Origin of the sequence: Microtetraspora malaysiensis (assembly GCF_001528665.1) — a bacterium.
Taxonomy (GTDB): domain Bacteria; phylum Actinomycetota; class Actinomycetes; order Streptosporangiales; family Streptosporangiaceae; genus Microtetraspora_A; species Microtetraspora_A malaysiensis.
In genome coordinates, this window is record NZ_BBYJ01000023.1 from 50,802 (window position 1) to 62,839 (window position 12,038).

The 12,038-nt window shown below is 70.5% G+C and carries 14 protein-coding genes and 1 riboswitch; of the genes, 9 read left to right on the forward strand and 5 right to left on the reverse strand.

All coding sequences use genetic code 11. The features are described 5' to 3' along the window. Nucleotides 1-7 precede the first annotated feature (7 nt). Nucleotides 8-334, reverse strand: coding sequence for a helix-turn-helix transcriptional regulator (locus AWQ71_RS27935; RefSeq protein WP_067138305.1), 327 nt, complete (start codon nt 332-334; stop codon nt 8-10). A gap of 86 nt (nt 335-420) precedes the next feature. Here AWQ71_RS27935 and AWQ71_RS27940 point away from each other — a divergent pair, with 86 nt between their 5' ends. The 4 genes from AWQ71_RS27940 (at nt 421) to AWQ71_RS27955 (ending at nt 4,746) form a co-directional block, all read left to right on the forward strand. Then, nucleotides 421-1,611: a cytochrome ubiquinol oxidase subunit I gene (locus tag AWQ71_RS27940; protein WP_067138307.1), complete on the forward strand. Its 1,191-nt coding sequence runs from the start codon at nt 421-423 to the stop codon at nt 1,609-1,611. 56 nt (nt 1,612-1,667) lie between these two features. Further along, complete coding sequence (locus AWQ71_RS27945) at nt 1,668-2,426, forward strand: cytochrome d ubiquinol oxidase subunit II (protein WP_067138309.1); 759 nt, start codon at nt 1,668-1,670, stop codon at nt 2,424-2,426. 105 nt (nt 2,427-2,531) lie between these two features. Continuing rightward, nucleotides 2,532-2,861 carry a rhodanese-like domain-containing protein gene (locus tag AWQ71_RS27950; RefSeq protein ID WP_067138311.1) on the forward strand — a complete coding sequence of 110 codons (330 nt, stop codon included), beginning with the start codon at nt 2,532-2,534 and terminating at the stop codon, nt 2,859-2,861. Between the two features lie 423 nt (nt 2,862-3,284). Beyond that, a riboswitch (TPP riboswitch) is annotated at nt 3,285-3,406 on the forward strand. Next, on the forward strand, nt 3,397-4,746 hold the full coding sequence (locus AWQ71_RS27955) for a purine-cytosine permease family protein (protein WP_067138313.1): 1,350 nt from the start codon (nt 3,397-3,399) through the stop codon (nt 4,744-4,746). It overlaps the preceding riboswitch by 10 nt. Before the next feature lie 52 nt (nt 4,747-4,798). Here AWQ71_RS27955 and AWQ71_RS27960 read toward each other — a convergent pair whose 3' ends face one another. Continuing rightward, a complete protein-coding gene (locus tag AWQ71_RS27960) occupies nt 4,799-6,013 on the reverse strand; it encodes a lipase family protein (protein ID WP_169806646.1) in 1,215 nt (404 codons plus the stop codon). A 265-nt stretch (nt 6,014-6,278) separates the two neighbouring features. Further along, the gene (locus tag AWQ71_RS27965) at nt 6,279-6,842 is read right to left on the reverse strand and encodes a methylated-DNA--[protein]-cysteine S-methyltransferase (protein WP_067138317.1); all 564 of its coding nucleotides are present in this window, start codon (nt 6,840-6,842) and stop codon (nt 6,279-6,281) included. Nucleotides 6,843-6,928: 86 nt separating this feature from the next. Between AWQ71_RS27965 and AWQ71_RS27970 the strand changes: the two genes are divergently transcribed. Then, entirely contained in the window at nt 6,929-8,803 is a 1,875-nt protein-coding gene (locus tag AWQ71_RS27970; RefSeq protein WP_067138319.1) for a PAS domain S-box protein, read from the forward strand. A gap of 97 nt (nt 8,804-8,900) precedes the next feature. Then, a complete protein-coding gene (locus tag AWQ71_RS27975; protein ID WP_245658515.1) occupies nt 8,901-9,347 on the forward strand; it encodes an ATP-binding protein in 447 nt (148 codons plus the stop codon). Between the two features lies 1 nt (nt 9,348). On the opposite strand, the gene AWQ71_RS42785 is transcribed toward AWQ71_RS27975, so the two are convergent. Further along, nucleotides 9,349-9,516 carry a hypothetical protein gene (locus AWQ71_RS42785; RefSeq protein WP_169806647.1) on the reverse strand — a complete coding sequence of 56 codons (168 nt, stop codon included), beginning with the start codon at nt 9,514-9,516 and terminating at the stop codon, nt 9,349-9,351. Between the two features lie 97 nt (nt 9,517-9,613). On the opposite strand from AWQ71_RS42785, the gene AWQ71_RS27980 reads away from it, so the two are divergent. Continuing rightward, nucleotides 9,614-10,327 (forward strand): response regulator transcription factor, encoded by a 714-nt coding sequence (locus AWQ71_RS27980; protein WP_084259376.1) that lies wholly within the window; start codon nt 9,614-9,616, stop codon nt 10,325-10,327. Nucleotides 10,328-10,362: 35 nt separating this feature from the next. Here AWQ71_RS27980 and AWQ71_RS27985 read toward each other — a convergent pair whose 3' ends face one another. Further along, nucleotides 10,363-10,725 (reverse strand): hypothetical protein, encoded by a 363-nt coding sequence (locus tag AWQ71_RS27985; RefSeq protein WP_067138321.1) that lies wholly within the window; start codon nt 10,723-10,725, stop codon nt 10,363-10,365. 173 nt (nt 10,726-10,898) lie between these two features. On the opposite strand from AWQ71_RS27985, the gene AWQ71_RS27990 reads away from it, so the two are divergent. Together AWQ71_RS27990 and AWQ71_RS27995 are read left to right on the forward strand one after the other, a co-directional pair. Further along, on the forward strand, nt 10,899-11,240 hold the full coding sequence (locus tag AWQ71_RS27990; RefSeq protein WP_084259377.1) for an STAS domain-containing protein: 342 nt from the start codon (nt 10,899-10,901) through the stop codon (nt 11,238-11,240). Then, nucleotides 11,237-11,986 (forward strand): glycosyltransferase family 2 protein, encoded by a 750-nt coding sequence (locus tag AWQ71_RS27995; protein WP_067138324.1) that lies wholly within the window; start codon nt 11,237-11,239, stop codon nt 11,984-11,986. Before AWQ71_RS27990 ends, AWQ71_RS27995 begins: the two co-directional genes overlap by 4 nt. The last annotated feature ends 52 nt before the right edge of the window (nt 11,987-12,038 follow it).

Sequence of the window (12,038 nt, forward strand, 5' to 3'; positions counted from 1 at the left end):
CGGCCGGTCACCGGGTGCGCGGCTCCAGGACGCTGCCGATCGCGGCGGTGAACTCGCGCCAGGCCGACCGTTCGTCCGCGAGAGCCGTACGGCCCGTGCCGGTGAGCCGGTATGTGCGGCGTTTGCGCCCGCCGACGGTCGCCCACTCGCCGGCGAGGTAGCCGGCGCGCTCCAGCCTCCGCAGCGCGGGATAGACGGTGCCGGTCGGGACGGAGAGCGCTCCACCGCTGCGGTCCTGGAGTGCCTCGATGATCGCGTACCCGTGCAGGGGCTCGTGTTCGAGCACGGAGAGCAGCAGAGCGTCCATGTGCCCATGGAGCGCGTTGGTGTTCACGGCCTCACCCTAATCCCTGTGTCGTTCTTGTCATCCTACATGTAGGCTCTCTATATGTAGGAAGGCATAACAAGGGGAGTGAGAACATGAATGTGCTCGATCTGGCACGAGCGCAGTTCGCGGTGACGGGGGTCCTGCACTTCCTGTTCGTCGTGCTCACTCTGGGCCTGGCCCCCCTTGTTGCGATCATCCAGACGCGGCATGTCATCACCGGAAAGCCGGTCTTCGAGCGGATGGCCCGCTTCTGGGGTCAGATCTACGTGATCAACTACGCGCTGGGCGTCTTCACCGGCCTGGTGATGGAGTTCCAGTTCGGGCTGAGCTGGAGCGGGCTCTCCCGGTACGCGGGAGACGTCTTCGGCGCGCCGCTCGCGGTCGAGACGATGGGGGCCTTCTTCCTGGAGTCCACCTTCCTCGGCCTGTGGATCTTCGGCTGGGGCCGACTGCCCCGATGGCTCCACCTGGCCTGCATCTGGCTGGTCACCCTGACGGCGTACGCGTCCGCGTTCTGGGTCTTGGTCGCGAACTCGTTCCTGCAGAACCCGGCGGGGGCCGAAGTGCGCGGCGACCACCTCGTGCTGACCGACTTCGGCGCGCTGCTCACCAACCCCACGCTGGTGTTCGCGCTGCCCCACGTGCTCGGCGCGGGGCTGTTCACCGGCAGCTCCGTCATCATCGGGGCCAGCGCGTACCAGCTCTTCCGCCGCACCCGCGAGAGGGAGTTCTTCGTCCGCTCGCTGCGCGTCGGCGTAGTGGGGGCGCTCGTCGGCACCCTGGTCGCGGTGGGCTTCGGTTTCGCCCAGTTCGGCCCGGTCGGGCAGGTCCAGCCAGGCAAGTTCGACGGGAACGTGGTCGTCGGAACGTCGCTGGGCTTCATGATCCTCATCGGCGAGCTGGCCGTGTTCGGTGTGCTGTTCGTCCTGACCCCGCTGCTCTTCCGCGACTGGCTGGCCCGCTGGCGGTGGATCCACCCGCTGCTCATGCTCATGACCCCGATGCCGTTCATCGCGGCGATCCTCGGCTGGCTGGTCCGCGAGATCGGCCGCCAGCCGTGGATCGTGTACGGCCGGCTGACCGTGAAGGACGCCATGTCCCCCGGGCTCACCCCCGGCATGATCACCGCGTCCTTCGTCGCCTTCACCGCCGTGCTCGGCCTGCTCGCCGTGATCGACTACGTGCTCATCGCCCGCACGGTACGGCGCGGCCCGGCCGCGGCGACCCTCGGCGACCCCGGGCGGCCCGACCCCGCCGCGTCCGCCCCCGCGCTGACCCTTTAGCCCCCGCGCTGACCCTTTAGCCCCCGCCCCCTAGGCCGCCTTTCTAGGAGAGCACGATGGACATCCTCTGGCTCGGCGTGTTCGCGCTGCTGCTGATCGGCTATTTCGCCCTGGAGGGCTTCGACATCGGGATCGGGATGTTGCTGCCCGTGCTGGGCCGTACCAGGGAGGAACGGGACCGGCTGGTGGCGGGCATGGCGCCGTTCGTTCTGGCCGGTGAGGTGTGGCTGGTCGCGGTGGCGGGCGTGCTGTTCGGCGCGTTCCCCCACCTGGAGGGCGAGACGCTGTTCGCCCTGTACCCCCTGGTCGTCGGGCTGCTCGTGTCCTGGGTGATCCGCGACGCCGGGCTGTGGTTCCGGCGCAGGCTCGACGGCCGGGCCTGGCGGGCGTTCTGGGACGGCGCCCTCTGCGTCGGCTCGTACGGGCTGGCCCTCACCTGGGGGCTGGCCCTGGCCGCCCTCGTCCAGGGCGGTCCGGTGCTCACCCCACTCGGGGTGGGCTACGCGGCGGTGGTCGTCGGGGTGTTCGCGATCCACGGGCGCAGGTTCGCCGCGTGGCGGGCGGGCGGGCCGGGCCGTACCGGCTGGGCGCTGCTCGGCTCCGCGGCCCTGGCGGCGGTGCCGGTGGCGGTGCCGCTGGTCGTCGCCGCCCCGTGGCTGCTCGACCATGTCGCCCCGTCGAGCACGCTGGGCGTGCTCACGCTGGTGCTCCTGCCCTGCGTGCCGGTCATGGTCGCGGCCCAGGTATGGGTGTGGCGCGCCTTCGGCCGCCGCGCCCGGACAGGCGTCGGCGCCCGGGTCCCGTCGTTCTTCTGACCGCGTGCGCTCGTGCCGTCCTGGCGAGCTCGCACGTCGCGCCCGGATTCATCCGGGAGCTCCCGGATGGCGGAGCGTGCCCTTCAACGCGGCACAGCTGGAAAAATGGACAGTATGACGTTCCCTGAGATCGACGTGAAATCCCTGCCGGACGGGGCGTACCTGCTCGACGTTCGCGAGCCGGACGAATGGCGGGCCGGGCACGCGCCGAACGCGTGTCACATCCCCCTTGGTGAGTTGCAGGGCCGAGTCGGCGAGCTGCCGGACGGTACGATCTATGTGATCTGCCGGCTCGGTGGTCGCTCCGCCCACGCGGCAGCCTGGCTCAACCACATCGGACGCGAGGCGATCAACGTGGACGGCGGCATGCAGTCGTGGGCCACCGCCGGCCTCCCCATGGTGAACGACGACGGGGGAACGCCGTTCGTGGCCTGAGCTGTGTTTAATTGCCGCGCCTCCGGCGCGGCGGGCTCGGGGCGCGTTCAGTCGATGTCTTCCCTCGTCACTGTGTCTATTTGCGCTCGCTTCGCTCGCGCGGCTCGGGGCGCCTTCAGTCGATGTCTTCCCTCGTCACTCGGGGTCGCTCGTCCCTCGCTCCCCACTCGCTCCTCAGTCCAGACACCGCCGCGCCCCTCGCGGGGTCGCTCCTCAGTCCGGACACCGCCGCGCCCCTCGCGGAGTCGCTCCTCAGTCCGGACACCGCCGCGCCCCTCGCGGAGCCGCTCGTTCCTCGCTCCGGGCGTTCCTCGGCTACTTCACCGCCGCGCCCCGAGCGTGATGGTTGGGCGCCGCGATGATTGATGGTGCTCGCGCGGGCATTGGACATTTCGCCCATCAATGTCATAATCCGGGGCGACAACTCGATAGCGCGGGAGCTCGGGCGTAACCGGGCTGAGAGGGCGGCTCCTTGACGAGGCGCGCCGCCGACCGCATGAACCTGTCCGGATAATGCCGGCGTAGGGAGCGTGTGATGGCGCCTGCCGTCTTCGACGATGTGGAAGCCCCCCTCACCCTTGAGGAGGAGGCTCCGAAAACCCTCGGAGTGCTCGACCAGGGCGCCTTCTGGGCCAATCTCGGCGTCAGCCTTCTCGGCTTCTCGGGGGCGCTGTTCCTCCTCGACCCGCTGGGCGGCAAGCCGCTGACCTTCACCGGGGCCATCCTGGCGGCGGTCGTCGGCAGCCTGATCGGCACCGCCATGGTCGGGCTCGCCGCCATCCCCGGGGCGCGCACCGGGCAGCCCGCGATGGTGCTGCTCAGGGGGCTGTTCGGCGCGCGGCTGTCATACGCGCCGACCGTGCTCAACATCGTCCAGCTTCTCGGATGGGGGGCGTTCGAGCTCTGGGTGGTCGCCACCGGCGCTGAGGCGATCTTCGGCGACGCGGTGCCGTACGAGGTCTGGGTGGTGGTGGCCGGGGCACTGACCATCGCGCTGACGATCCGTCCTCTCGGCGCGCTCCGGCTGCTCAGGCGGTACGTCACGGTCGGCGTGATCGTCTCGATGGTGTGGCTGTCGGTCGCGCTGTTCAGCCGCGGGCCGTCGCTGGACGCGGGGTCGTGGGACGCGTTCGCGCCCGCCGTGGACTACGTGATCGCGCTGTCGGTCTCGTGGGTGCCGGTCGCGGCCGACTACGCCCGGCACTCGCGGTCGAGCTCGGGCGCCTTCACGGGCATCGTCGGCGGCTACACCGTGGCCCAGGTGGCCTGCCTGGCGCTCGGCATCGCGGCCCTGGCCCTGGTCGGGAACGACGCCGACAAGGTCTGGGAGCCGTTCGTCGCGGCGCCGCTCGGCGCGCTCTTCTTCGGCATGCTGGTGCTGCGCGAGGTGGATCAGTCGTTCGCCAACGTCTACTCCACGTCCGTCTCGATCCAGAACTTCGCGCCCCGGGTGGACCGGCGGATCATCTCGGTGTCGATCGGCGTCCTGACCATCGCCATCGCCCTCTTCGCCGACGTGAACTCGTACGGCGCGTTCCTCAGTGTGATCGGCGCGGTGTTCGTCCCGATGTTCGCCGTACTCGCCGTGGACTACTTCCTGCTCGGCGGGGCGGCCCGGTGGAACATGGCCAAGGACGCGCCGCTGCGCTGGCTGACCCTGCCCCCGTGGGTCCTCGGCTTCGCCGCGTACTGGATCGTCACGGTCACCCCGACCGTCCCGTGGTGGGACGGCGTGTGGGCGCGGGTCCGGGACGCGATCGGGTTCGGCCACCAGCCGTGGATGAACGCCGCGCTGGCCGCGTTCCTGGTGTCGGCCCTGACGATGCTCGCGACCGGCCTGCTCGCCCGCCTGGCCGCCGCCCGGTCCGTACGGCACGGCCGGTGAACGCCGGCCGGGGCTCCGGGCGCCACCCCGCCCGGAGCCCCGGCACGTTCGATCAGTCGCCGAACTCGTTCTGCACCCCGGGCGGGGTGAGAGCCGAGACGTAGTGATGCGGCAGGTGGTCGTCGATCGAGTGGACGGCGGGGAGCGACCGGGCCATCGGGACCACGCGGGCCACGAACGCCGGCGCGGTGATCGCGACCCCCAGCAGGTGCGGCAACTGCCCGGCATGGTGCCCGGCGATGCGCCACACGCCGGCCCGGCCCGGCAGGTGCGCCTCGGGACGGCCGAGCGCGCCCGCCATGACGTTGCGGAGATGCGGGATCTCGTAGCGGTACTCCCGGCCGAAGTGCCGGAAGGGCCCCGAGGCCGCGGGCGGAAGGTGCGGAACGACGTCCCGGTCGTAGATGTAGCGGACGACGTTCTCGCGGAGGAAGTCGTCGCGGTCGCACGCCTCGGCGAACCGCCTGTCGCCGATCATGGGCTGACCGAACGTGTAGACGGCGCGCAGGTGGTCGCCGAGCGCCTCCCGGTACTTCCGCTCCCGCCGGATCATCACGCCCATGAGCGCGGCCATCGCCCCGCCGTGGCCGTGCCCGGTGATGTAGAGGGCCTCAAGCCGCCCGTCCACACGCCCGAGGTCGATCCCCGGGGAGCCGTTCGGCAGCGAGGCGCGCACCGAGTGGCGGTCGGAGGCGTTCCGCAGGGCGTTCATGACCTCGTACCTGGTCGCCCGTACGTTGCGGTAGATGCCCGCGTGGACGGTGGCCGACGGATGGCAGGCCCGGTACGCGATCCGCTCGGGCTCGCGGTCCGTCGAGGTCAGCCGGTGGGCGAAGTCGGACGGTTCGGCGCCCCGGTAACAGAGAATGGCGACCCGGCCGCTCTTGCTCTGGATGAGAAAAGCGGTCGATTGAATCCCCATGGCGTCCACGGACGCCTGGATCATCCGGCACTGGTTGTCTTCGAGGCCCATTCTCGCCATGATCATCGAGACCGTCTCGGGTCCGGAATAGGCGTAGGCCGCGCACGTGGCCATGACGTGCGCGATTTCCGGGTCGGGGTGCTCGGCGGCGTTCAGCAGCCGCTGTTCCAGGTCCTTGTATACGGGGAATCCGGAGGTTTCCCGCGGTCCGTAGGGTCGTAGTTCCTCGTAGGTGGGTGCCTTCGCGTCGCGGGTCCACAGGCCGCCGATCTCCAGGGTGTCCCGCAGCCGCGCCTCCATTTCCAGGGGGCGGAATTCGCCCGTCGTCCTGGATGATGCTGGCATTTTCCCGGTGCTCGCCTGCTCGGCCGTGGAGGGAACCGACTTTTCCGCCTGGCGGGTATTCCGCGCGGTGTCCACATTCGCCATGCCGTACACCTTCCGGTCACGTGATTTCAGGCGGTGGTTTCGACCATTTCCCGGGTGCCATGAAAAACCGGAACGGCTTGTGCCGTCCCGCGTCGAGCGTGCCCGTGGGGTCCCGCCTGTCCGTGACAATTTCCGCGACAAAGCGGGACAAATCCCTGCAACTCGCAAACACATTCCCAGGTCAGGCGAGGGCGCCCTCCAGGCGGAGCAGTTCCTCCTTCGCCGCGGGGCCTCCGGCGTACCCGCCGAGCACGCCGGGCGCCTCGATCGCGCGGTGGCAGGGGAAGAGCAGGCACACCGGGTTCGCGCCGAGCGCGTTGGCGATCGCGCGGAGCGCCTGCGGCCGCCCGATCCGTTCCGCGATGTTCTGATAAGTCGTGACCTGTCCGTACGGCACGGCGGCCATCATCTGGACGACGGTCCGCCCGAACGCGGAGACGAGCTGGGGGTCCACGGGCGAGGAGAAGGTCCGCAGCCGTCCCTCGAAGTACGCGTCGAGCTCCCGGCGCACCGGATCGAGACGGCGCGGATCAGGGCCGATGAACGAGCTGACGTCCCGGTGGATGCGGCCGTAGACGGCGTGCTCGTCCTCGTAGCTGCACGCCAGGACGCCGCGCCCGGTGGCGGCGAGCGTGAGGCGGCCCACCGGGGCGTCCACGGTGCCGAAGGCGACCTCGGGCGGGGACTCCCCCACGTATCCCCGCGCGGTCACTCGCAGCAGGGCTTCGAGGTCGGCTGTGGACATGCGCCCCACTTCCTCTCAGTGCGTATGCGAAGCGTATCGGATGCAAAACCTCAAGATCAGAGAGGGAAAGGGGGCACCATGGGGGAGTGGGTGAGGACAGGAGCGACTACGAGGACGGCATAGCGCGGGCTGCCGTCGCCAGCTCCCCCGACGCCATCGTGGCCCTGGACCGTGATCTCTCCGTCCTCGGATGGAACCCCGCGGCGGAGCGGCTGTTCGGCTGGACGGCGGAGGAGCTCATGGGCCGGCGGGCACCGATCGTCCCGGCCGAGCTGATGGCCGAGCACAACGCCGTCATGGAACGCGTGCGCACCGGCGGCCAGGTGTCGCTGCGGACCAGGCGCTTCCATCGCGACGGCCGCCTCCTGGAGGTCCGCGCCGACACCAACGCGCTGCGGAGCGACAGCGGGACGCTGCTCGGATACGTCAGCGTCTACCACCTCGCCGAGGACGACGAGGCGGCGCGGGCGGCGCGCCGGGCCCGGCTGGTCCGGCGGCTGACCGACGTCGTCGCCGACATCAACGCCGCGCTCGACCTGCCGGTCGTGCTCGACCGGATCGCGGGCAGCCTCACCGAGCTCACCGGCGCGGACGCCGGCGGCTTCGTGCTGATCGAGGGTGAGCGGCTGCGGCTCGTCAGCGGCCACCACATCCCGTCCGAGCTGCGCGGCGTCACCGCCGACCTGCACACCAGCCTGGTCGGCAAGCTGCTGCGCACCGGGAAGACGGTCCTGCTTGAGACCAACCCCGCCGGCCTGGAGGACCTCGTCTGGGCCCGGCTTCCCGGGCTGCACACCGTCGCGGTCGGCATCGCCGCCGTCGGCGGACGGCCGTACGGCGCGCTGTACGCGCTGTTCGCGAAGGGCAAGGCCGGGCACGTCGAGCTGGAGCTGCTTGAGCTGCTCGCCGGCCACGCGGGCATCGCGGTCGGCAACGCCCAGGCCTACCAGGAGGCGGTACGGCAGCGCGCGCACGAGCGGGCCGTCTTCGACGCGAGCGCGGACGGCATCGGCGTGCTCGACGAGGCCGGCCGGGTGACCCAGTGGAACCCGGCGGCGGCCGAGCTGACCGGCTTCCCGGCCGAGCGGGTGATCGGCGGGCCGCCGCCGTTCCCGCTGCCCGAGCCGGGCGAGAAACTCACCATCCAGCTCGATTCCGGACGCTGGCTGGACGTGCTGTGCGCCACGATCCCGGAGACGGGCGAGGTCGTGGCCGACTTCCGCGACGTGACCAGGGCCAAGGAGCTGGAGGAGGCCAAGGACCTGTTCCTCGCCACCACCAGCCACGAGCTGCGCACGCCGATCACGATCGTGCACGGCTTCGCCAGCACGCTCGACGCCCGCTGGGACAACCTGTCCGACGCGGAGCGCCGTTCGGCCGTCCACACCATCGCCGAGCGGGCCAGGATGCTGGGCCGGCTCGTGGACCACCTGCTGCTCGGCGCGCGCACCGGGGCGGACGAGTTGCGGATCAGGATCGAGACGTTCGACCTGGGCGAGCGGGTCCGCGCGGCCACCCTCGGCCTGCCGGTGCTGTCCGACCGGCACCGCGTCGAGGTGGGCATCCCGGACGATCTGCCCAAAGTCCACGGCGACTCGCTGGCCACCGACATCCTCCTCGGGCAGCTCCTGGAGAACGCGTTCAAGTACTCCCCGGACGGCGGCCTGATCCGGGTCGAGGCGTGGGCGGAGGAGGGCCGGGTCGTCCTCGTGATCGACGACGAGGGGGTGGGCATCGCCCCCGCGGACCGGGAGCGGATCTTCGAACGGTTCGTGCAGGCCGACAGCGGCAACCGGCGCCGATTCGGCGGTGTGGGACTCGGGCTCTACATCGCGCGCAACCTGGCCCGCGCGCAGGGCGGCGACGTGACCGCCCACTCGCGGCCGGGCGGTGGCACCCGGATGCGTTTCGTCCTCAACGAGGCGGCCGCCGTGTCGCGAGGTGAGCATCACATGATCTGATGTGTGCAACCTGTGATGAAAGGTGCGGTTTCTTGGGCCCCCGAATGGGGCATTTCGGTCCTACTGGGGTGTGTTGTCTCCTTGGGGGAGGGGGAAAGTGAGTCCGTCGAGCGTCGTGATGTTGCCCTACGCGCTGGCGAGCGTCGCCACCGCGCGTCGGCGTCTCAGCTCGGATCTGCTCGCTTCGGGGCTCTTCAGTACGACCGTGGATGATGCCGTCCTGGTCGTGAGCGAGCTGCTGAGCAATGCGTTGCGGCACGCTCACCCTTTGCCATCGGGGCAGCTCAGGCTCGCCTGGACGTGCTCGGAAGGCCGGCTGGAGCTCGCGGTGAGCGACGGGGGAGCGACCACCGAACCGCGCGCGGGCCGCCCCACGCTCTCGTCGCTGGGCGGCCGCGGCCTCGGGATCGTCGAATACCTCGCCGAGCAGTGGGGCGTGCGCCACGAGGGCGAGACGACCACCGTATGGGCGATCCTCGCGCTGCCGCAGCCTGTCCGAAACGGCCAGGAGCGAGAGCCCGAAATTCACGCCCTGCGAGGATGACTCAGCGGGACATCTTCCCCATGAGCGTGATCGCCGCCACCACGAGGAAGGCGATGATCGCGAACATGAGCAGGAACTTCAGCGTGGCGAACAGCGCCGGGATGATGAACGCGAAGACCAGCCAGATGGCGAGAACGACAGCCAGGACGGTCAGTACGGTACGGGCCATAGCCACAAGGTACGCGTTGCCGCCCGCCGCCGCGAAGATCTGGACGTTTCACGTGAATCACGACTGACGCCGGCCCGGCGACCGTGAGAATGGGCGCGTGACCGGAAGAACCGCCCGCATCCTGGTGGTCGACGACGACCCGATGGTGGCCGAGGTCGTCGCCCGCTTCCTGGAACGCGACGGACACGTCGTGGAGTGCGCGGGCGACGGCGCCGAGGCGCTGGAGCGGGCGCTCGCGGACCCGCCCGACCTGCTCGTCCTCGACCTCGCCCTGTCCGGGGCGGATGGCCTGCGGCTCTGCGGACGGCTCCGCGAGCACGACCGCGAGCACGGACGCGGCCCGACTCCGGTGATCATGCTCACCACTCTCGGCGCCGAGATCGACCGCGTGGTCGGTCTGGAGACCGGCGCCGACGACTACGTGACGAAGCCGTTCAGCCCCCGGGAGCTCGCGCTGCGGGTGCAGGCCGTGCTGCGCCGTACCGGGGCGGTGGCGCCCCTGGGCGCCGGCGTGCTCGCCGACGGCGACCTCGTCCTCGACGTCGGCACCCATGAGGTACGGCTCGCGGGCAGGGAGGTCGACCTGACCGCGCGGGAGTTCGACCTGCTCGCCCACCTGCTGCGCAACCCCCGTCAGGTGTTCAGCAGGAGCGCGCTGCTCAACCAGGTGTGGGGCTGGTCCTTCGGCGACTCCTCGACCGTCACCGTGCATGTGCGCAGGCTGAGGGAGAAGGTCGAGACCGACCCCGCCGAGCCGCGGCGCATCGTCACCGTGTGGGGCGTGGGCTACCGGTACGAGCCCGTCGGCTGAGCCTGGGAGTCGGCCAGGAGCCGGTCAGGGGCCGATCAGGAGAACGCGTCGTACATCGCGCGAAATGTCGGGCAGGGCCACCGCCACATGCAACTGCGGCAGCGCAGGATGGGGTTGGCGGTGTCGCTGGTGATGCCGCCCGCGTCCCTCGGCTGGTGGAGGTCGATCAGCCGGATGCCCAGCTCGGACAGGCTCAGCAGCTCCTCGCGCGCGGCGGCGAGGAATTCGAGGTCCTCCCCGGCCAGCCGCGCCGTGACCGGGACGTACCCCTCGCGGTTGATGAGCGCCTGGAGGTGTCCGGTGCCGTCGCGCCACGAGGTCGCCTTCTCGGTGCGGATCTGGATGGCCTCCAGCCGCTCGCGCAGCAGCCGTCGCTGCGGATCCTCGGGGGGTTCCATGCCTGCTGCGCCTGACACACTCGTCCCTTCGCCCCAAGCCGGGTGTCGCTTTCCGTCAAGCTTCCCGCACCGCGCGTTTCTGTGAGGGCGGAATCGGGGACAAAGCGCGGACGACTCTTCGGTTAGCCTGGGGGAACGTGACCCCAGGCCGGTACGGCGCTAGTGTGCGCGCTGTGGAGCTCAAAGTCGCGACGCAAACCCATGCTGGCCAGGCCATTATGGCTATTGTCGGCGAAATCGACCTATATACCGCGCCTCGCCTACAGGCGGAATTCACCCGCCTGCTGGAGACCGGGCCGGAGCGAGTGGTGATCGACATGTCGGGAGTGGAGTTCTGTGACTCCACCGGCATGAACGTGTTGCTCTCCGCTCTCAAGCGGCTGCGCGAGCGCGGCGGCATCCTCGAGGTGGCCTCACCTCGCCCCGCCGTACGGAAGATCCTCCAGGTCACCGGCCTGGACTCGGTCTTCACCGTCCATGAGAGCGTCCCTGCGGAGGTGGCCGAATTTCTATGAGTGACCTGGTGGAGCGGCCTGCGGACACCGCGGTCATCATCCCGGCCAAGGATGAGGCCGATCGGATCGGAGCCACGGTCGCCGCGGCGATGCGGCTTCCGGGGGTCGACCTCGTCGTCGTCGTCGACGACGGCTCGACCGACGAGACCGGCCGGGTGGCCAGGGCCGCCGGGGCCCGTGTCGTACGGCACAGCCGGAACGCCGGCAAGGCCTCGGCCATGGAGAGCGGGGCCGAGGCCGTGCGCCTCCTGGACGAGGAGACGCCTCGGCACCTGCTGTTCCTGGACGCCGACCTGGGCGAGACCGCCCAGCAGGCCGCTCCCCTCATCGCGCCCGTCCGTGCCGGGACGGCCGACATGACCATCGCCGTCTTCGCCACCAGGGTGAAGCTCGGCGGCCACGGCATCGTGGTACGGCTGGCCCGCGACGGCATCAAGCGGGCCACCGGTTTCGACGCGACCCAGCCGCTCAACGGCCAGCGCTGCCTGACCCGGGCCGCGTTCGACGCGGCGCTTCCGCTCGCCCGCGGGTTCGGCGTGGAGACCGGACTGACGATCGACCTGATCCGCAAGGGGTTCCGGGTGCAGGAGGTCGAGGTCGAGATGGCGCACCGGGCCACCGGCGACGACTGGAGGTCCCAGCTTCACCGGGCCAAGCAGCTCAGAGACGTCGGCTGGGCCCTGGCCGCCAGAGAACCGGCCGTCATGAAGGGAACCGACGCCATCCTCCGGACCATCCGGAGCTGACCGGCCCCGGATCGGATCGGATCGGAGGCCGGAGCCCGCGGACGCGTCTCCG